Raw genomic sequence first — 20563 nt, forward strand, 5'->3', positions numbered from 1 at the left:
AGCGGCTTTCCTCGGTGGGGTTGTCGCGCGTGGGTGTGAAAGATTGCGTGGTGCGCAACGAATGCCCTTTCAACCATAGGCTCTTGTCGCAGGCTTTCTTGTGGGAGACATTTTCTTGTCTCTGCCATCCTCGAAGGCAGTAATTTTACACTAGGAGTAACGTGGGCTACGCTGCGAAGGAGGATCTCCGGGGGGAGGCAGTGGCTCTAGAACTTGTTCCGTGTCCGGCCTGCGACAAACCTCTTTCACCCAAAGCGGTGGCTTGTCCAAACTGCGGCCATCCGCTGTTGGCAGCAAGGGACCAGGCTCGACAGTTGGCGACAGAGATCGGGCCATTTGTCCATGGCACCAAAAAAAATAGCCGTGGATTGCCAACACCTTCTGGGCTCCGCGCAAATCGCATTAATCCTCGCGCCACCGAGCCTAGAAGAGGCTGGCCGAGGTTGGCCAAAACTTCCCTGCTACTGTCCTGTCTCGTAGTTGTCTTTTTTGCAGCGTTTGCGGCAACGCACTTATTTATCAATTGGCGGAACGGGAAGAGCGTAAGCGGTCAGGTTGAAATGGATACGTTGGATAGGGTTCAAGAACCAAACCCTCTGAACTCACCGCAAAAGCCCGCGAGTGTTCCACAACTCTCGGAAGGCAAAGTGCAAGTAGGTGGTGACTGGGCGATTATCTGCCCCCACTCAACAGAAGACATCAATCTCACATTGCTACTAGCCAGCGACGGGAAGGCGCAACAAGCGCGGAAGTTCGATTGTTGGAAGGTGGACCACGGCGAGACCTTGATAATTCTTGATGTAGCTGGAGAATACGCATACGTCGCGACAACTAAGTTTTTAATTTCCAAAGGGTGGACATTGTCGAAATGGCTTGGCCCAACAGACCCGGTCACTGATCTATATGACCTAATGAACCAGCAAAAAGCTCTTCAAAGCAGGTGATCGGCGTTATAACATTGTTTTGCGATGTTAAGGATCTATAATATTTAGTGGGACGCAAGTTCTCAGGTCTCCCCTTGAACCCTCAAGGAGGAAGACAATGAACGGTCCCGATATCCTTGCCAGCCTACGAGACGAGCTTACACAGCAGCTGCTTCACCACGAACCGCCAGGCCCCGATCCTCTCGACGGCATTTCGCCCTGGGTGGCCATGGCGCTGCTTCAAAAAGCGATACGGCGCGGGCATCGACAATTCGCATTGCAGGCCGCCGCCACGCTGCTTCGGCAGTCTCATGATGGGTTCTGGCGGCGTTGTGCTGTCACCGCGTTCGAAGATGTCGGCGTCGCGGACCTGGACACTATCAGTCTCGTAGTCGCCGCTCTCGCGGGGAAAACCTTCCGAGCCAAGGTCGGTGGAGACTGGGCCGTCGGCAGCTTTATCGTAGAGCGGTTGGTAGACGCGCGGAAATGCCGGAGCGCTGACGATCTGCTCATGCTTTCCGAGCGGCACCCCGCATATGAACATCTTCGGTTAGGGCTTACGTATAGGACGATCTCCGAACTGCTCGGGATCGTCAGGAGCGACGCTCCGTTGCCCAAGCGTGCACTGGCCCTGTGGTATGGTCTGGGAACGGATCGTTGCCGGTCGCCTCACCTGCGGTCGCGCAAGGGCTCGCCCCAAATTGTCTTCGATGATCTTTGCGAAGCAGGTCATCCCCACACCTTGGTCGAGATTGCGCGGGAGGGTTTTCGCAGAACTGGGCAGGTCTTGTGCTCGCTGGTCGTTCTGCTGGCGTCACTGAAGCCCGAGCAGCCGACGGTGATTGAGGATGACGATTTTCCTCCCGAAATCATGTGCGGTCCGCTGCCGAGTTGGGCGCTGGACGTTTATTCCCGCGAAGGGCAGCGTGCGCTGAAACAGTTTCTTGGGCGCGACTGTGACACGGCACACTGGGTTCGAAGTCATGTCCCGCCTGCGCAGCGCATCAAGTTTATCGGCGATATCCTGTTTGCAGTCGAGGGCGAGCGATTGCGGAACCACTATCGGTGGCCCGTGGCGGACGAACTACGGCGATCTTGGGAGATCGAATGTCAGGGTCCGTATTGTCCAAACGCCACCGAAATCATCTCACTGCTTCGCGCCGATATCTCGCTCCTGAACGAGGAGCGCCAACATGTCTAAGAACCGTCTAACTCGTGATAATCTCCTCTTATCGCGATCTAAAACTGACGAACTTGATCTCAACGACAGCCAACCGCCGGGAGGGCAAAAGCGTCCCGGACCTTGTGAAATTAACTTCACACAGAAGTTGTCGGAAAAGGTCGCCGGATACGTCGAGCGGGGACTGGCAGTAAATACCAAGCGCGCCTACGCAGCCGATCTAGCTGATTTCGAGGCCTGGGGCGCGACCATTCCGGCTAATGACCTCACAGTTGCTAGTTATCTGGCCGAACATGCTGAGACATTGAGCGTGGCAACTCTGGTTCGCAGGCTCGCAACCATATCCAAGGCGCATGCGGCGAAGGGCCTACCTAGCCCGACCGCGTCAGAGCTGGTCCGCGCTACGATCCGAGGCATCAAACGCACTCGTGGCACCGCGCAAGCCGAGGCAAAGCCATTGCTGCGCGATGACCTTTTTCTAGTTCTTGAGCGAATGGGCGATGAGCCAAAGAGCATAAGGGACCGGGCTTTATTGTTGATCGGCTTTGCTGGCGGCTTTCGGCGATCCGAGTTGGTCGGCCTTGATGTTAAAGATATCGAACGAGCGCGGCAGGGATTGATTGTCCATCTTCGTCGCTCGAAAACTGATCAGCTGGCTGAGGGTAGAAAGATAGGCATTCCCTTCGGTCGAACTCGCTGGTGTCCAGTTGGTGCGCTAGATCAGTGGCTATCGTTAACTTCCGCTGAGGCCGGTCCGCTTTTCCGGTGCATCAATCGACACGGGCGCATCAGCGACCAACGCCTTTCCGGTGAGGCCGTCGCGCTGGTCCTAAAGGAAGGGTTGGTTGCAGCGGGGATCGATCCCGCTGGTTATTCCGGCCACAGCCTTCGCGCGGGCTTTGTGACCAGCGCGGCGATGGCGGGGGCATCAACATGGAAGATCAGGGCTCAGACGGGCCACGCTTCCGACGCGATGCTCGCCCGATACGTGCGCGATAGCGACATGTTCACAAGCAATGCGGCAGGAGCCATCCTCTAGCTAGGTGAAGTGGGAGGCTTCTGAGCTCAAATCCACCCGATGACATTCAAACCGTTCTGTTTCGCTTGCTTGCGCCGGGTCGGGGTGCAAGACAAGACAGTCGATCATGACATGTCGGCTCAGTTCACGTTGAATATCGCAGAACTGAGCCCACCTAGAAGCGCGGCGACCAACGGTCCACTTGGCCCAAAACTGCAATGGGGCAACTATGAAGTTGCGGGTGGTAGCAAGAGCGTGCGTGCATCGCCCTTTCGCCATTGCCTCACTGCTGATAGCCTCAAGATTGTCACGAACGACAGCCGCGTAGGCGAGCAATTCTATAAGTGCGATGACAGGGCTCTCGTTGCTGCGCCCGACCTTCAGCTCGACCAGACCGAAGGCCCCGTCGCATATCCCGATGAGATCTATCTTCCCAATTCCAGCATCTGAACGCTCGGCCTTCAGGGGGAATTGGTAGTCAATGAGCTGTAGCAGGTTCCCGTCAGGAAGGTGCAACTCCCCCTGTTGGCAGAGCCGTCTCGCGAGCCACTCTTCCGCCCGGTTTGATGCGTCCTGAGTTCGGGCTATGCCGGAGTGAGAAACAAAATATGGCCGCTTTCGGAAAGGCCCCCGCTGCAAGTCGTAGGCGCTCTTGAGCTGGGCCGCGTTCAAGCCTTCGGCAATGTCACTCGATCCGCGCGCTAGGCGGAGGTGATCAAGCAGCGTGGTAGGAATTTCTTCTACATCGGTCATAGGGCGTCCGCCGTGGACAATTTCTGGGACCATAGCATGACAGCTCGGTGCTGACCTCCTTCCGACTGGAGGAGTGTCCTGTAGACGGAATCTTGCGTTCAGTGCAGAAGCTTGTGATCATCGAACTAAGAGGGTCAGCGTGACTTCTCTAGATTGGTCAAGTGATTGAGCAATTCCGCTACAGTTGGCGGCTTGTCCTTTCGCCGCTCCTTAACCCACCGGACAACGTCTTCAAAGGACTGACCCCAAAGTTCGTATCCATACTTCCTCCTGCATGTAAGGGGTGCTTTGGCCGGATCGAGGCACTCGTCCAAGAAGCGCATTATTTCGTCCCCCGTCAGGCACCAACGTTTGGTGTCATCGACTGAAAGCGAAGGACAACACAACAGTGGCCGCACCCGAACACCGCCCTCTGTCACTCCCTCTCGCCCGACGTCATATCTCGCATCGTCTTCTAGAAGCGGCAGGAATTGACGTGTCACGGTAGCAACTTGGTCATCAGAAAAAACGCCCGCCCAGTGCAGCGCATCCTCTACGCTTTCAGGCTTTCGAGTGGACTTATTGAAGCCCCTGTTGCTACTTTTAACCTCGCATAAGATGACATCGGTCAGGCCATGCTTCAGTCCTAGGAACTCAGGCGCTGCGACGCCACGGGCCTCTTGGGCATGAAACGGATGCCGGACTGCGAGCCAATCGATCTCACCCTTGTTTTGACCCTTCCTTTCCGAATGTAGGATGAGGCCGGTGACGAAATATCCACCAAGCCGTAAATAGAGCGCCGCGAGCGCTTCATAGACTTCGTCGTACTGCATGGCCCCTGGCCTAGCCATGCTCACGGCTCACCGATTGAAATTTCATCTTTGCACCCGCCACGTTATTGAGCAGTCAGTCCGGAAGGCATCGTTGCATCCCCGTCGCAGACTTCCTTTTTGACGGCATCACGTGCTGCCGCTGTGCCTTGGTGATGCGCATGGCCTGGTATTAACACAGGCAATCGAGGGAGCGGCAAGTTGGTGCACCACGACGGCGCGCCTCGCCGAGGACCTTACTCGTTGTTTGAATCCCCAGTCCCGCCGGTAGCGGAAGAAACGCCGGTTGTGTTTGCCGCCGCAGAAATCTCAGCCTTGCGGTTGGCGGACCTTTCTCTTAGTCCGGCCTCTTTAGCAGGTGGAAGATCGAGTCTCACAGATATCTCCACTGTATCGGTCAAGCCGAAAACCGTGCTGGCCTCTGCGCGGCTCCCGCTGTGCCCCCTGGACTGACGGGGCGTGCCGTTCTTCCAAAGCGTCATGTCGCCACCGTTGTAGATCGTGACCGAGACAAGATCTCCGGTCGCATGCTCGATCCCCCAGACGTTGGATTTGATCAGACCCTTCCATTCTTTCGAACCAATTTTTGGCTGCTTCATTCTTTCCCCCAAGGGCATCGACCGAGGCCGATCAAAAAGCAGCAAAGCCAGGTCGCCGCAAGACCTTACGAATCTATATCCCACGCACTCCATCCACGGCGCTGTCGCCATCGAGCGCTTACGACATCGGAAGATGGGCGTACCCACCAACCAATCATGGACGATAGTCCTGACCAGTTCCGAGGACTATCGCTTGGACGACTACGTCCGGACTCGAGCACCCGGCGCGCCCATCGTCCAGTGACCAAAAACTACATTGCAGGCCGCGGATGAAAAAGGATCGCACCAAGAACCTCCCGTACTTCATGGTTCCATTCCTCGCGAGCCGAAATGGAACCTACGCCTGACCTAGCAGGATGGGCAACGGTTGTCACTTCACAGCGGGCCATAGCGGATGCGCCCGCAACCAACCAGCTGTTGATGGCCCTAAGTGGATTGCCCAGACCTATTGACCCAAGAGCCACCGCGTGATTCACATGGCGCGCCTATAGGTGCATATAGTCGGAGGGGTGATGCTGTCCACGGCTGAGGTAGCTGCGAGAGCCGGCGTCCATCGCGACACTCTGCTTAGATGGCTGCGAGAAAACAAGGTCGCCGAACCGCAACGGGACCGCCATGGATGGCGAGCCTTTACGGAGAGTGAGGCTGCAAATATTGCAGCGTATGCAGGCAATCAATCCGACACGTCACCAGAGGAACTGAGGTCGCTCCCAGGCCTCGAGCGCTTGGATTGGGATTTTGTCGGCGCTCGAACTGCATACCTGACCCATGGCCTCCACCCCTACCCCGCCAAATTCATTCCCCAAATCCCGAATGCCTTGATCCAAGAGCTGTCGTCTGTCGGAGAGACAGTGGCCGACATATTCTGCGGAAGCGGGACTACCCTGCTTGAGGCCCTGCAACTCAAGCGCAACGCCGTTGGTGTCGACGCCAACCCCCTGGCAGTCCTTATCAGCAAGGCTAAAACGACTGCGCTCAACCTTGAAGAGATGACAGAGGTGTCCCGACACCGGGCTGCTTGTGCGCGCTTGCATGAGGCGATAACGCCCGACGCTAGTGATCTTTTTTACAACGGCTTGCCCTTCCGCTCCGCCGGCTGGCGACCAGACCCAGAAATGTGTGAGTTCTGGTTTTACCCGCATGTTGTCGAGGAGCTTGCCGAGTTGAGCAACATGATCTCCGCCTTGCACGGGGACGCGTTGCGGACGCTTTGTCAGGTCTGCCTCTCGGCAATCATAGTGTCGGTCTCTCTGCAAGATTCGGACACCCGGTATGTTCGGAGGGAGAAGGCCATCGAACCAGGAGATACCGTCCGGCGCTACGTTGCGCAGTTGGACAATGCACTGGTTGCTGTAGGCGAGCTAGGCGACATTTTAGAAAGTCGTTTTTCTTGCTCGTTGTTCGAAGGGGACATCCTTAGCTCGCCTTCAACGGAGCAGTTCGACCTTGTCGTTACATCTCCACCGTATCCCAACGCTTTCAGCTATCACCTGTATCATCGTACGCGGCTGCTTTGGCTGCAACATGATCAACAGGCGTTCAAGCGGGTCGAAATTGGAAGCCATAGAAAATATAGCTCCAAGGGCGCAGACCGAGCGACGGAGGCCACGTTCAAATCGGAGTTCGAACGGATTTTTGTATGGCTCAGGGCGAGGCTGAAAGATCGCAAGTTCGCCTGCTTTGTAATTGGCAACTCAACACTCGACGGTCGCCTGATAGACAACGCTGACCTCATCTCTGACGCTGGAGCTTCCGTTGGATTCCGAGAGGTGAAGCGGATCCAACGGACGATTGCAGCCACTCGAAAAGCGTTCAATCCTAAGATTGGGAAGATCAAAACGGAAAACGTATTGATCCTCCAGAAAGTGTAGCGCCAATGACCTTGTCGTGTCGGATCAAGGGCCACATCCAGCCGTTCGAGAGGGTGCTTGCCCTGGAGGAACTTAAGGTCCTATCGGAAGGCAGTATCCACCCCCTGAATGGAGATGAAGCGACGGCAACGCTCTTCTCCGTTTCCGGACGCACGAGCGCCGGACTGCTAAGGGACAGCCTCGCATACTGGCACGCCGTAGGCGATCAGGACAAAGACCTCACCAGCCAGCTTCGATTTGAAGCGACTTCTGTCGTCGCACGCAACGGATTGGCGATCCATGACATGCCCGCCCGGGTCCGCGAATTGGTCCCCCAGAAGATTCCAAGCAAGCGCACCCTAAGATACGCAACTCACGGGCTTCACGAGTATCGAGGGAAATTCTTTCCGCAGTTGGTCCGCTCACTTATCAACATAGCCCGTGTACCGACAGATGGCATTTTAGTTGATCCGATGTGCGGTAGCGGAACGACCCTGGTTGAAGGAAGAATCTCAGGACGTGCCAGCTTTGGGTTGGACATGAACCCGCTGTCCGCATTCATTTCGAAGGTCAAATGCAAGACCTTAGAGTTCGCCCCGACAGCCTTGATTGCCGCCTACGACAAACTCCACCAAGCGCTTACAACCGGGACGTCTCAAGCCAAATGGGGCCATTCTGACTCGCTGCCCGCGAAGGATCAGGCATACCTGGAAAGATGGTTTTCGCCCGTCGTTCTCGGTGAACTGGATCGGATTCATGGCGCTATCGGTACGCTCGATAGACTGGACATTCGTGAATTTTTCCTACTGAGCCTCAGCAACATCATCAGGAGAGTATCCTGGCAGAAAACGGACGATCTAAGGGTTCGTCGCGAAATAAAGGAGTTCGAGCAGGGAGAGGTGACCGCCGAATTTCTTGGAGAAATTCTGGCCAGCACAAAGCTTGTTGTTGGGTTCCTGGTCGAACGTGGTTCTTCGCAGTTGGGCAATTTTGATGTAAGGGAATCGGACGCGCGGAATGCCAGCCGTCAGTTCCCAGACCTGGTCGGTCGTGTCGATGCCATAATCACCTCGCCTCCATATGCGACGGCGCTGCCCTACTTGGATACCGACCGGTTAAGCCTTATTTACCTTGGCCTCCTGCCGCGTGATAAGCATCGTGGCCTTGATACCCGTATGATAGGGAATCGAGAGATCTCAGAGGCTATTAGGCAACGTTACCTTGCGGCTTACGAAAGTGGCGGCGGCAGCCTTCCCTCTCAGACCCGCGAGTTGGTCGACCGTGTCGCCCAATTGAACGAAAGCTCGAACGTTGGTTTCCGCCGTCGAAATATGGCGGCCCTTCTCTCCAAGTACTTTTTCGATATGAAGGCGGTCCTGGAGCAATCGCATTCGATGCTACGCCCGAACGGCACTATGTTCTTGGTGGTGGGTAACAATCAGACCACAGCCGGGGGCGAACTGGTGGAGATTCAGACTGCCGGCCATTTGCAGGCGATTGCAACTGAGGTTGGATTCAAGGCTCTGCCGCCCATAGGCATGGAAATGCTCGCATCGCGAGACATTTTCCGACGGAACGCGATGCCCTCCGAGCAGATTGTGAGACTTACAAAAGGTCAGTAGTAGCCAAAAAGCTTTGGCGAGTTTGGTGGCCTCTGAGTGCAGCGTGCAATGGTCGCGGGATATTGTGGAGTACCCTGCTGTACAATGGAGACATCGTAGTCGTATGACGAACCTGCAGCAGCCTTCTGCATTAGCAAGATGTCGTCGATGCTACCGGCGCTCCGAATAATTTCGCTCCTGATCCGGATGTCTTTCTTGTCAGGATTATACCAAATAGTCACAGGCGTGGTTGCGCCATTCATGCGAAGCCTCACGTGCCGGTCCATCTTCCCTCTGCCGTTTCTATCCAGTTTCCCCGCCCAATTTGGATCAGGCGTAAATCCCCGGGGCCAGTCCCAAAAGCTTGGATTGGCATCGCGAGCTGCGAGAGGAATAAAGATTTCGGGTGAACGACGCTGAGTTCCGCGTGTCGTCTGCCCGACCCCCACGTCAGTGTTCTTAAGCGTCATCACGAAGGTCTGGCCGAGACTTACAGGCTGCTGACTCGGCTGCGCACCTGAGCCGGTAGATGTTTGCGATCCAGCCTGGGCCGTGGCAGCTCCAGATAGGTTCGGAACCTGTGGTGCGCCCGGCGAGACGACAGCCCCGAAAATCGATGCGATTTCGTCCGTGGCCCCAGAACTCGGCGTACCAGAGGCTCCATTATTATTCGCTGCAGCAACGGCTTCCGGGATGACCAAGCCGAGATCGACCAGTCGTTCGAGCAGCGCGCTATCCAAGACCTTCGTCACTCCCGAGCGCTCGTCAGCCCAGGCGTCTAGCGCCGCCTCAATTGATCCCAGAATAGCGGCATCAGCGGTGACGGAGCGATCAAGGCTAAGCTTGATACCCGCCTCATAATTGGTGAAGAGCCCACCCTCCGTTAGGTTTCCAGACCCGACCACCGCCTCCGCTCTTGTGGCTGACTTGAAGAGATACACCTTTGGATGGAAGGTGAATCGGAGGCGGTTGTGCACGACAAGCACGCGCCCCGGGAAAGCCGTCGCATCGAGCAGCTCGCGCAGCCCTTCAGTGGTGGTTCCCTTGTGATCGATGCCCACAATCAGCTCAGCGCTGGACCTCGCACTGAAAGCGGCTAAGCCTGTTCTGATATGACGGGTTCCGGATCTTTTGACAAAAGCTACGGCACCCCGGAAGTGGGTCCAATCGCGGGCAAAGTTATCGATGAGAAAATTTCCAAGGCGAAACGCCGCTGTCGGCTGAGATATGAATTCCATGGGCAAATCATTTCGATGTGAGAATCAGCAGAGCGTAATTATAAACGCTTTCCTTCGGTTGAAACCACCTCGCCACCCGCCAGCAAAGGCTCGGCAACAGCAGCTTTTTGTCAGTATCCAATCCATCAGCCCATCTTGACCAAGGTCGGCCAGGGCGAAATCACCTCGCCTGTATGCGAACTTTGGGCGATTGGTTAATTTGACGGGCGACATACCGGCGCGCCAGGCTTCCGGCAATTAAACTGACTGTCTAGCTATCAGCGGCGATCCTACGCATACAAAACATAGAGGTGCCCTCGCGACGACATGTCCCCTCTGATATGCTCTGCGACTGGATTTGGGCCCGTCCAGCCTAGAGGCTGGCTCCAACAGCCTTAATTGAAAAATGATTTCAGGGGGAAGCATTGGGCAGGCGGTCGGAGATTGTCCTCGTGTGGTCAGCAGTAGCCACCGTGGTCCTGCTCGGAACCATGGTTTATCTTTTCGCGACTATGAACGAGCGCGAAGACGCTCGAAAAGGGAAGCAAGCCACCGAGTATTTTGAGCAGCAACGTGCCGAAGCGGAGGCGAAGGATGCCGCCGAGTTCGCGCAAGAGAATGCTCGGATCAGCTACGACACCGTCTATGCGGCAGAACGGTGCGGCTTTTCCAGGCCAGGAAAAATCTTCCCTGCAGCGCCCGAACCGTCGGGCTGTCAGGAATTTCGCGATAGCCCTCGTGGTAAGGAAGCCTTTCAGAAGAAAATCGAGAAAGAGACCCAGGATTTGGAGCGATCTCGGAACGAAGAGGCCAAGAGGAAAGCTCTTCTGGATCGGATCCAAAGTGGGACCTGCACAAGAGAGGACTGGAAAGCGTTTTGGGGAGTAGAACCAGCGCCCAATTGGAAGTGCGGATGACCAAGGAGAATACCTGTTAGATTGCCGGATGCTTGGGCCGAACATTGCGTCGGATCGTTGGACCCTGGTTCACGAGGCAACCAGCGGCCATGCGTAAGGAAAAAATCGACCGCACGCCGTCAGCATTTCCAGAACCGAACCGGGTTCTGGACGTGTCTGAGCTTAGGATTGGTCACCCGCTTCCCGCGTTCGCCGACATATAGCGACCAGATGTCATTGGGGGCTTCCTCCCCAACAAAGCCGATACGGTGGCTCTCTGAGCCATCGGCATATGGGATGTCGGGGAAGTTTTCGGGGGTCGCCTGCATCCATTTGTGCGGACGAAACGCGCCAACGACGACGCCCCGGACAACGGCCAGAACGTAGTCCGCCCTCTTCGCATGCTTTTCCGATATCCGCCAGCAGTAGCAGACTTGATTGTAGATGGCCCTTCGATCTGATCGGTCATCGAGCTTATTAACGTTGATCAGCATGAGCGCATGATCGGGGTCGGTAGGAAATTCGGGCAGCGCGTATTTGTCGATGAGCTCGATGTGGTTCATGGGGCCGCGATCACTGCTCGCATGACCGCCCTGGACGTTCGTTAGGCCCGCATAAGCGTCAATGATAGCGGCCTCGACTTCAAAGACTGCGTCGTTAGGGATCTCATGCCTATGGATCACATGAACCACCGAGAGGCCGGCATTCTTGATCGCTAGAATGCGATCCATTTTTGCACCAAGCGTCTGCTCGGTCTCGCTGGCCACGTCGAGAAGGCCCTCCGCATGGTCGAAGACGCGGTTGTTCCGACCCTTTCCGACATAGAAGGTTTCGCCATTACGGGGATCGATAAGCCTATAAACGTAGTTGCCAATCTTCTGGCAGACTTCCTCCGGAAAACGCTGATGCTGTGTCATGATCCCTCCAACACCTTGGTGTGTGACAGGGCTTCAGCCGTCGCGCAATAATAGCGAGCTATTCTGCTGACAGCCATCGTCAGCAGCTGTCGCGAATTAGTCTTCCCATTTCCGTTGGGACCCGTTCATTTCCGAAATAAAGGGGCGCGCGGCGCCTTGCACTCGATTTGCCCACAATTCATCCTAGAAAGCGGAACGCGGCTGTATGGCCGCCAAAATGGCCACAAAGATCTTGGCTGAATTTCGGGCCCAGTTCGAAATTGGCGGAGGACAAAGGAGCTCTATCGACTGAAAATTGGTGGGAATTTTGATGGCGGCCTCGTGCCGAGGAAGGCCAGATTTTCCACTGGATCATGGTACATTTCGGTGCTACAACTCCTGCACTTGGGAGATGACTAAGACATTGATACTGCTTATTTTTTGGTGAGGTTTGTTATTTTCCGATTGGCTCCACCAAACAGTCTCTGGGAGTTTTACGGAACCCCTTTGATTTCAAGGCTTTACTCTACAAATGTACCTCATCTGGCGTGACGTCTCCGGCTCGCGGTGACGTCGATTGCTTCGGTTGCGCATCTGGGATGCAACCCTCAATCAACAATTGGGGGGACGACCGCGTTCCTACGGTCACGGAACGTCGGCGTCGAACTCGATAGCAAATCCCGCATCGATCGCGCTTCGCGCTATGTGGTCGCCAAGTTCCCAATCCGTGAGCTCGCAAAGCGGAAATATCTTTCTCACGGCGCCGATAACCTCGGACAGCGAAACGCTGGGGCTGTCGACATTGTCGATCAGGTAGCGGACAATCGCCTGGCGAACGTCCGCGGGAGCAGTCCTTTGCGCAAGCGCGGGCATCTCCGGCCTATGAATGGAGCCGCGATGGTGAGCCATCCGGCCTGGCCGCGTCGAAAGCGACGGGCACCATGTGAGCGATGCAGGCCGCCGCCAGCATTTCCTCCAACTCGTGGTCGGTGGCGTTGCATGCCGGCATAAGTGTCCGGATGGCGCGGATTGCTTGTGCAATCGAGAGAAAGCGGGCCTTTCCCCTGGAAAGGACGTAGGCTTCGGCCGCTCCTTCCACCGTGATGGTGTGAAACGTGTTGGTCATCAAGAATGCCTCCCTGAAATCCAAGCCGATACTACTTTCGACCAACATGTGGAGGCCTTCAAGGCTATGTCCGATTCCGGACATTCAGCCGGAGGCGATGCCGAAGTGACGCTGTTCCTCCTCGCCATAGGCACCGTCCGTGAGTTTTATCATTCCGGTGCGGTCGACGATGGTGATCTCGCCGCGCCTGGCGTGGACCAGCCCTCGATATTCGAGCATCTGGAGAGCCGTGGTAACGCCGGGCCGTCGGGAACCAAGCATGGTCGCCAGAAATTCATGCGTCAGATAGATGATATCTCCATCAGCGCGATCGTTGACCATGAGCAACCAGCGGGCCAGCCGTTCCTCGATTTTCGAATGGCCATTGACCAGCGCCGTTCGCGACGACTGGATCAGGAATTCGTGGGCGTAGCGAAGCAGTGACGGGCGAAGGGTCTGGCTCCCGGCAATCGCGATGCGAAGAGGTTCAACCGGCAGGGACCAGCCGTCGCTGGCGACCTGGATATAGGTTTCATTGGGAGACCTGTCCTGGCCGAGGACGACCGCAATGCCCGTCATGCCGTCATAGCCGATCAGGCCGACTTCGCTTTGCCGCCCTCCGGTCATGGCGGCGACCACCGATGCGATACCCGTCTCGGGAAAATATACGTGCTCGATCGGCTGGTACGCGATCTCCAGCCGGGCTTTGATGGCCAGTTCGACGTGATGCATCGACGGCCGTAAACGCGCGAAATCCTCAGGTGTGAGGGTTTTCAAAACATGGTTGCGAAAGGTGGATTGAGGCATGGCTCTTCTCCCTATCGGGCAAGAGCACGTACCTCTCACTGTCGGCTGCATCCGGATTAAAGGGCGGCCGATGCTTGAGTCTACGCTCCACAGGCGGGCTTGGCAAACGATTGCGCCCGCGTCGGGCGACGCCACATGTGGCGAAGGCAGCCGACAAGACGGTCGAGCATCAGGGCACCGCCGGCCGGGACGCGCGCTGTCGATCCGACCATCGGTTATCCCCGGTGAAAGCTTACCCACAATTTACGACCATCGGTTACATCACTTCCTGTCTGATTCGCCCGGGACAGGAACACCATGAGCAAAGCCCTCACATCCTTCGCACTGGTCGCGGTGCTGACCGCCTTGCTCATGGCGCTGAGCCTGGCGGTGGCAAGGCACGGTTATCCCTATGGCGCGATCGGTGTGAGGCGGCTTGACGGTATCGCCGATGCCGGCACGTTCATTCCACTTGCCGCGGTCTATTTCTTCAGCGCCTTGCTGATGATGATCCTGCCGATCAGGGCAGCCAGCATTGTCTTGACGCACATCGCGGACGCTCTTTTCTGGACCGCGATCGTGCTGTTGGCGGCCATCATAGGTTTCCTCATCGCCAGATGGGCCTTTGGTCAGTGGGAGGTCTTGCGGGCAGTGCTGAACTGGCGCTTCCTGTTTGCGGCCGCGATCATCGGCTGCCATTTCGTCATGAACGTGCTGCGCCGCAACGTGCTGCTGCGCAGCCTGTTCTTCGTGATCTTTGCCGCCGCGACGCTGGCCTGCCTGTTTTGGTCATTTACGCTCTGAGCATGGTCACGGCCGGCGACTTCGATGATCAGGCAGCGATGTTGCCGGCAGCCATTTCCAACCACGTCCAGAAATAGGCAGCAAGACCGCGATCGACATGGATGCGCAGCTTGCTTTCACGGATGGCTACCGGCTGCGGGGAAGGGTTTTCTCGACGTAACGCGAGAAATCCTCGATATCCTGGGGCGAGGGCTCCCGGCCGGTGAAGCTGCGCAGATAGGCGGCAACATGCGTCAGGCGGCTGCTCATCGGCTCGTTGAGTTCGAGCGAATAGTAACCGATCTGCATGAAATAGAGCACCCGGGCGCGCACGAACGCGTCTTCCTCCTCATAGCCATGACGCATGAACATGCCGCGTATGGCATCGACTCGCTCCTCGTCGGCCTCGTCGAGCGCACGCCGGATGCTCGGGGCGCGGCGAGCCCATGCCCGGATCGCGAAATCCAGCCGGGGGTCGAACAGCTTTTCGTCCACCCAGCATTCGAAAATGCTCATCACCCCGCGTATGACCGTCGCGGAAGGGCGTTGGGCGCGCTCGACGATGAATCGGGTATTGGTCTGCCGCCAGTGGTCCAGCAACTGGTCGAGCAGGTCCTGGCGGCTCTTGAAATACCAGTAGAAGCTCGAGCGCGAGACGTCGAGCTGCTGGCCTAGCGTCAGCACGCGGACGCGTTCGACGCCGTCCGAGATCAGGGTTTCAAGCGCAAGCTTCAGCCAGTCTTCGCGCGTGGCCTTGATGTTGCCGGTGGCGCCGGCGCGCTGGATCGTCGTCTCGAGTGCTGCCATCTAGACGACGCATGACACGCCGCACGAGCCAAAGCAAGATTGTGGACATATCTGTACAGGGCAATTCGACCTTGACCCGGAGAGCTATCCACCGATGTTAGCTGGATTGGTCGTCGACGCGGCACAGTCGCCGCTGCAGCGAAAGCATGAGCGCAGGCCCGGGGACTTTTGTCGCGGCCTTCGAGCCCAGTGCGTGCTTTCCCGCAAGGCAATTGTCTGGCAAATACCACTTCAGACAGATGCCGCCGCGCGGCCAGCAGCCAGGGAAGGCAAGGACATGACAGCGTTTCGAAAGAACCTCATCGATGGCGAGTGGGTTGGCGATGCCGGCTCCCGCAACGTCAACCCCTCGGATACCGGCGATGTCGTCGGCGAATATGCCTCGGCGGGTGTCGAACAGGCGGGCCAGGCGATCGCGGCTGCCAAGGCGGCGTTTCCGGCATGGTCCCGCTCAGGCCCGCTGGCGCGCCACGCGGTGCTGAAGAAGGCGGCCGACGAGATCATGGCACGCAAGGACGAACTTGGCCGCAACCTGGCGCGGGAGGAAGGCAAGACGCTGGCCGAGGGCATTGGCGAGACCATCCGTGCCGCCCAGATATTCGATTTCTTTGCCGGCGAAACATTGCGCCTGTCGGGGGAAGTGGTGCCAAGCGTGCGGCCGGGCGTCGGCGTCGAGATCACGCGCGAAGCGGTCGGCGTGGTCGGCATCATCACGCCATGGAATTTCCCGATCGCCATTCCAGCTTGGAAGATCGCTCCGGCGCTTGCCCACGGCAACACCATCGTCTTCAAGCCGGCCGAACTCGTTCCCGAAAGCGCCTGGTCCATCGTCGACATCCTGCATCGCGCCGGCCTGCCCAAGGGCGTGCTGAACCTCGTCATGGGCAAGGGCTCGGTGGTCGGCCAGGCAATGCTCGACAGCCCCGACGTCAACGCCATCTCCTTCACCGGCTCGGTGGGAACCGGCAAGCGCGTCGCCGCGGCAAGTGTCGAGCACATGCGCAAGTTCCAGCTCGAAATGGGCGGCAAGAACCCGCTGGTCGTGCTCGACGATGCCGATCTCGCGGTCGCCGTCGATTGCGCGCTGAACGGTGCCTTCTTCTCGACGGGCCAGCGCTGCACGGCCTCGTCGCGTTTGATCGTCACCAACGGCATCCACGACCGTTTCGTCGACGCGCTCAAGGAGCGCATGGAAAAGCTGGTGATCGGCGATGCGCTCGATGCGCAGACCCAGATCGGCCCGGTGGTCGACGCGACCCAGCTCAAGCAGGACGAGGACTATATCGCCATCGGCGTCCGGGAAGGCGCCACGCTCGCCTTCGGCGGCGAACGGCTGGACCGCAAGACCCCGGGTTTCTATCTCAAGCCGGCGCTGCTGACCGGGGCCACCAACGCCATGCGCAGCTCGCGCGAGGAGATTTTCGGGCCCGTCGCCAGCGTCATCCGCGTCCAGGACTATGACGAAGCGCTGGCCGTCGCCAACGACACGCCCTTCGGCCTGACCTCGGGCATCTGCACCACCAGCCTCAAGCACGCCACGCATTTCAAGCGCAACTCCGAAGCCGGCATGGTGATGGTCAACCTGCCGACAGCGGGTGTGGACTTCCATGTTCCCTTTGGCGGGCGCAAGGGCTCGAGCTTCGGTCCGCGCGAGCAGGGCCGCTACGCCATGGAGTTCTACACTACGGTAAAGACCGCTTATACGTTCGCGGGATGAACTGGCGCGCCGGCTGACCGGCCGGCGAGCCGTCACCAGCAATCGGACCGGTGCAAGGGATGACATTGCAGGACCTGACCTGGCTCAACCCGCCGCCGCACCACGCCACCGAAGGTGATGCCGTGCGCGTGCGCACCGGCAAGGAGACCGATTTCTGGCGCGAGACTTTCTATGGTTTTTGGCGCGACAACGGCCACTTCCTGTCTCGGCAGGTCGAGGGCGACTTCACCGCGGAGGTCACCGTCAAGGGCGACTACAAGGTGCTTTACGACCAGGCCGGGCTGATGGTTCGGCTGAGCGAAACACACTGGATCAAGGCCGGCATCGAATACACCGACGGCCTTGCCTATGTCTCCGTCGTCGTCACCAACGACACCTCGGACTGGTCTCTGGTGGCGATTGCCGCCGGCCCGGACGGCGTCAGGATCCGCCTGACCCGCCACGGCGAAGCGATCCGTGTCCAGTATCTCGACGCTTCCGACGGTCATTGGAAGCCGGTGCGGCTCGCCTATTTCCCGATCTCGAAGATGGTCGACGTCGGCATGATGTGCTGTTCGCCGCAGCGTGAGGGTTTCGAGGTCACGTTCTCCGGATTCTCGGTCGGTCCGCCGATTGCGCGGGACCTGCACGACTGACGTCTGGCTGGAGCCTCTGCGCGAGGAGCTTCGCCGGGCGGTCGCCTCGCCAGGGGACGTGTAGGATTTCCAGCTTGGGCAGGCCCACCGGCGGGATGCCGAGGTCGTTGGCAAGGAGGCGCCTCATCGGCGGCTCATGGGATGATGGGAAATGACCGGTCGTCGTCGCCGTTGTCCAATGCAAGTCCGGCGCGGACAGCATCGCGGATGGCTTGCGGGCCAAACTTGGCCCATACGGCCTGATGCGCGCGAAAGCGCTGCCTTGCCCGGCGCTCGGCGTCGAGAGAAAGGTCGACGGCCATGGCGGCCAGTCCTTCGTCGCTGGCCGACAGAAGCACCTGGTCATTCTCGACCAGGCCTAGGCCCTCGGCCGCGAGCGGTGTCGCGATCACCGGCACCCCCCAGGCCATCGCCTCCAGAATCTTGATACGCGTGCCCCCGCCGGCCCCGAGCGGGATGATGCTGAGATGCGCGCCGGACAGGAGCGACGCCACGCTTTCGGGATTTTCGACGAGCTCGACGCCAGGCAATCCGGCCAGCGCCCGCACGGTTGTCTTCGGGCTGCGCCCGGCGAGAACGAGTTTGGCGTCGGGCAAAGTCTGCCGGATACGAGGCAATATGGCATGAGCCAATCGCTCGGCGGCATCGACGTTTGGCGGATAGCCGAGATGCCCGATGAACAGGATCACCGGATAGCCGCTGTCGGCCGGTGCTTCCGCCGGTAGCACATCGGGAATGGCCTCGACGCTGGGAATCCCATTGGGGACGACATCGACGGGCATCGTGCGCCCGGCAAGCGCCATCAGCCTCTCGCGATCCTCGTTCGAGCAGACCCAGACCCTGTCGACGATGGATTGTGCTTTTCTCTCCAGCCGCCGGATGCCAAGAACCGCCGGAGATCGCGCTGGACGGATATGGCGCAGCTGTGCCGCCAGTTCGGATTCGACATTGTGCATGTCGAGGATGAGCTGTTTCGTCAGGGGGCGCAAAGGTCGCAACAGCTTGAAAAGGCCGATACCCTCGACGACGATCGTGTCGGGTTTGAAGGTTTGCACCAAGCTCCGCAGCCGCACCAGTGCCGTGCGGGGAATACGGTTCTCCTCCGCGATCCTCCACCAGCCGAGAGAGGCCGAACGCGGTTCTCCATCGATCGTCAGGCCAACCGCATTGATGCGCGCATCGGACGGCTGTGACGGGTTGCCTGGGGGCCTGACCGAGACAAGCCGGACCGGGCCATACTCGGCCGCTAGGCTGGCATTGTTGAAATTTCTCAGGTCCGCTCCGGAAACCGGCGGAAACGCCGGGTCGAAGGACACGATCAGCGTGCGTCTTTCCGTGTCCGCGCCAGCGCGCGACGGGTAGTCAGGCCTTTCCATCATGGCTCCGAAGCGAATTCGAATACGATATTGCGTTGCCTTCCAGCTCCGCCCCAGACTCTTGTGGGCGCGAACGGCACGCATCATGCTCATCGCATAGCTGTATCGGTTGTGCTTGATAAGCTGCCTTGAAATCCGCAGAGCTATCCAGGCCTTCCGCCACTGCAGAACTTCCTTGGCAATGCCTGAATCGGCAAGCTTGTCCAACTCGACAGCTATCGCGAGAAAAGTGGCGCGCGGAGCCAGAACGAACCGCCGCGCCATCCTTTCTTCGTCATGGTGATAGAGAAGCACCGGAGCGGGAATTGTTGCCACCTGGGCGCGGGCGAGCAGGGCCGCCCAGTAGCACGTGTCCTCATCCAGGCTGGTGGTCTCCGGAAAGCGCACGGTGGCCGTTGCCGAGGTTGCGACCAATGCGCTGCCCATGGCGATCGGCCATGCCTCGTTGAGGAGATACCGGCGGGCGTTCGACGCCCGGTCGCTCGTGTACCCATGTGGAGTCTTGAGCTTGTCCGGCCGGCCCCTGGCACGTCGAATGCTGGCCCCTACCGACAGGCCGGCCTCCGGATGGCGCAGGAGCGCATCATGCAATAGCCCCAACCCTCCCGCCATCACCTCGTCGTCGGCATCGAGGAAGAATATGAACTTGCCCTTGGCCCGCGCAATTCCGGCGTTCCGGGCAGCACCCGCGCTGCCCAGCCGCACGGCCAGGATCTCCAGCGGCAATCCATACCGCAGGGCGCTTTGCACCGAGATCGCTGCGGTTTGATCGCTGGAGCCATCTTCGACCAGAAGAACCTCACCGATCAGGCTCCTTTCGGGCAGAAGGCTTCGCAACGTGGCGTCGATCGTCACCGCGGCATTTCTTGCCGGGATGATGATGCTGATGTCGGGTTGCGCTCGCCCCGGGATGCTCATTGTGGCAAGAAAAAGCCGCGCTTCAGAACGCGGTCATAGCAATGTTTGAATGGCGAGACCGCGCGAAGTGAAAGACTGGCCAGGCTTTCGACTGGCTGCGGGTCGACGTCGAACGGCGACTGGTCCTTCAACCAGCTGTAGCAGGAGCCGTCCTTGAGGACGGAAGGACTTCCAACGATGTAACCGCCAAGCGCCTTGACGTGGCCGACACGCCGCACGCCGCTATAGAGGCTGGACGAAACCGCCGGTTCGCGGGTCCTGAGATAGACGTGGAATCCATTCGGCGATCTTGCGACCGGCGTGCAACTCGAAAGGCGTGCGTACTTACAGGACCAGGCCAGATAGCCCGCTGAATCATCGAAATCCAAGATGAGAAGGTTGCCGTGTCCCGCTACGATCCCGACATTTCCGGCAAATTCACGAAACCAGCGCCGGGTTTCCTCACGTGTCGGTGGCTTCTGCGAAAGCTGAAAGGCAATCGAGCGGAACGCCAATTCTTTGAGGTCTTTTCGACGGCCCTGCAAATGTAGCGGGTGATATTCCATCGCCTGAAGATCGAGATGCTTGCCACCTTCTCGCAGCGGCACACAGATGTACCCCTTAGCCAAGAGCTCGATTGCGTATTCCGTTTCGACTAGAGGCTGCATCCACGAATGTTCCGCGGCCGAAGACGTCGTCTCAATCTCATTAGCCT

At 58.4% G+C, this 20563-nt stretch carries 19 protein-coding genes; 9 read left to right on the forward strand and 10 right to left on the reverse strand.

The window, feature by feature from the left end; translation table 11 throughout:
- Nucleotides 1-443: 443 nt before the first annotated feature.
- The 3 genes from FJW08_RS20480 (at nt 444) to FJW08_RS20490 (ending at nt 3142) form a co-directional block, all read left to right on the forward strand.
- A complete protein-coding gene (locus FJW08_RS20480; RefSeq protein WP_246682453.1) occupies nt 444-944 on the forward strand; it encodes a hypothetical protein in 501 nt (166 codons plus the stop codon).
- Between the two features lie 97 nt (nt 945-1041).
- Nucleotides 1042-2124 carry a hypothetical protein gene (locus tag FJW08_RS20485; RefSeq protein ID WP_140812046.1) on the forward strand — a complete coding sequence of 361 codons (1083 nt, stop codon included), beginning with the start codon at nt 1042-1044 and terminating at the stop codon, nt 2122-2124.
- On the forward strand, nt 2117-3142 hold the full coding sequence (locus tag FJW08_RS20490) for a site-specific integrase (protein WP_140812047.1): 1026 nt from the start codon (nt 2117-2119) through the stop codon (nt 3140-3142). Before FJW08_RS20485 ends, FJW08_RS20490 begins: the two co-directional genes overlap by 8 nt.
- Here FJW08_RS20490 and FJW08_RS20495 read toward each other — a convergent pair whose 3' ends face one another.
- The 3 genes from FJW08_RS20495 to FJW08_RS20505 form a co-directional block, all read right to left on the reverse strand.
- Entirely contained in the window at nt 3143-3874 is a 732-nt protein-coding gene (locus FJW08_RS20495) for a hypothetical protein (RefSeq protein ID WP_140812048.1), read from the reverse strand.
- Between the two features lie 134 nt (nt 3875-4008).
- Nucleotides 4009-4686: a hypothetical protein gene (locus tag FJW08_RS20500; protein WP_140812049.1), complete on the reverse strand. Its 678-nt coding sequence runs from the start codon at nt 4684-4686 to the stop codon at nt 4009-4011.
- A gap of 233 nt (nt 4687-4919) precedes the next feature.
- Nucleotides 4920-5282: a hypothetical protein gene (locus FJW08_RS20505; RefSeq protein WP_140812050.1), complete on the reverse strand. Its 363-nt coding sequence runs from the start codon at nt 5280-5282 to the stop codon at nt 4920-4922.
- 512 nt (nt 5283-5794) lie between these two features.
- Between FJW08_RS20505 and FJW08_RS20510 the strand changes: the two genes are divergently transcribed.
- Nucleotides 5795-7153, forward strand: coding sequence for a DNA methyltransferase (locus FJW08_RS20510; RefSeq protein WP_140812051.1), 1359 nt, complete (start codon nt 5795-5797; stop codon nt 7151-7153).
- 5 nt (nt 7154-7158) lie between these two features.
- On the forward strand, nt 7159-8754 hold the full coding sequence (locus tag FJW08_RS20515; RefSeq protein ID WP_140812052.1) for a hypothetical protein: 1596 nt from the start codon (nt 7159-7161) through the stop codon (nt 8752-8754).
- Here the strand turns inward: FJW08_RS20515 and FJW08_RS20520 are convergent.
- Nucleotides 8748-9971: a phospholipase D family protein gene (locus FJW08_RS20520; protein WP_140812053.1), complete on the reverse strand. Its 1224-nt coding sequence runs from the start codon at nt 9969-9971 to the stop codon at nt 8748-8750. The genes FJW08_RS20515 and FJW08_RS20520 overlap by 7 nt on opposite strands.
- A gap of 431 nt (nt 9972-10402) precedes the next feature.
- Between FJW08_RS20520 and FJW08_RS20525 the strand changes: the two genes are divergently transcribed.
- Entirely contained in the window at nt 10403-10867 is a 465-nt protein-coding gene (locus tag FJW08_RS20525; protein ID WP_140812054.1) for a hypothetical protein, read from the forward strand.
- Nucleotides 10868-10986: 119 nt separating this feature from the next.
- On the opposite strand, the gene FJW08_RS20530 is transcribed toward FJW08_RS20525, so the two are convergent.
- The 3 genes from FJW08_RS20530 to FJW08_RS20545 form a co-directional block, all read right to left on the reverse strand.
- Nucleotides 10987-11763 (reverse strand): hypothetical protein, encoded by a 777-nt coding sequence (locus FJW08_RS20530; protein ID WP_140812055.1) that lies wholly within the window; start codon nt 11761-11763, stop codon nt 10987-10989.
- An 859-nt stretch (nt 11764-12622) separates the two neighbouring features.
- Nucleotides 12623-12916, reverse strand: coding sequence for a hypothetical protein (locus FJW08_RS20540; RefSeq protein ID WP_246682455.1), 294 nt, complete (start codon nt 12914-12916; stop codon nt 12623-12625).
- A gap of 36 nt (nt 12917-12952) precedes the next feature.
- On the reverse strand, nt 12953-13654 hold the full coding sequence (locus tag FJW08_RS20545) for a Crp/Fnr family transcriptional regulator (protein ID WP_140812056.1): 702 nt from the start codon (nt 13652-13654) through the stop codon (nt 12953-12955).
- Between the two features lie 297 nt (nt 13655-13951).
- Between FJW08_RS20545 and FJW08_RS20550 the strand changes: the two genes are divergently transcribed.
- Nucleotides 13952-14437, forward strand: coding sequence for a hypothetical protein (locus FJW08_RS20550; RefSeq protein ID WP_140812057.1), 486 nt, complete (start codon nt 13952-13954; stop codon nt 14435-14437).
- A 126-nt stretch (nt 14438-14563) separates the two neighbouring features.
- Here the strand turns inward: FJW08_RS20550 and FJW08_RS20555 are convergent, their stop codons facing one another.
- The gene (locus tag FJW08_RS20555) at nt 14564-15223 is read right to left on the reverse strand and encodes a TetR/AcrR family transcriptional regulator (protein WP_140812058.1); all 660 of its coding nucleotides are present in this window, start codon (nt 15221-15223) and stop codon (nt 14564-14566) included.
- A 277-nt stretch (nt 15224-15500) separates the two neighbouring features.
- Between FJW08_RS20555 and FJW08_RS20560 the strand changes: the two genes are divergently transcribed.
- A complete protein-coding gene (locus FJW08_RS20560) occupies nt 15501-16940 on the forward strand; it encodes an aldehyde dehydrogenase family protein (RefSeq protein WP_140812059.1) in 1440 nt (479 codons plus the stop codon).
- A gap of 59 nt (nt 16941-16999) precedes the next feature.
- Nucleotides 17000-17575 carry a DUF1349 domain-containing protein gene (locus FJW08_RS20565; protein ID WP_140812060.1) on the forward strand — a complete coding sequence of 192 codons (576 nt, stop codon included), beginning with the start codon at nt 17000-17002 and terminating at the stop codon, nt 17573-17575.
- Between the two features lie 134 nt (nt 17576-17709).
- On the opposite strand, the gene FJW08_RS20570 is transcribed toward FJW08_RS20565, so the two are convergent.
- Together FJW08_RS20570 and FJW08_RS20575 are read right to left on the reverse strand one after the other, a co-directional pair.
- Nucleotides 17710-19869: a glycosyltransferase gene (locus FJW08_RS20570; protein ID WP_140812061.1), complete on the reverse strand. Its 2160-nt coding sequence runs from the start codon at nt 19867-19869 to the stop codon at nt 17710-17712.
- A complete protein-coding gene (locus FJW08_RS20575) occupies nt 19866-20516 on the reverse strand; it encodes a bifunctional DNA primase/polymerase (RefSeq protein WP_246682459.1) in 651 nt (216 codons plus the stop codon). Before FJW08_RS20575 ends, FJW08_RS20570 begins: the two co-directional genes overlap by 4 nt.
- Nucleotides 20517-20563 lie beyond the last annotated feature (47 nt).

The sequence above is a fragment of the Mesorhizobium sp. B3-2-1 genome (genome assembly GCF_006439515.1).
Taxonomy (GTDB): Bacteria; Pseudomonadota; Alphaproteobacteria; order Rhizobiales; family Rhizobiaceae; genus Mesorhizobium.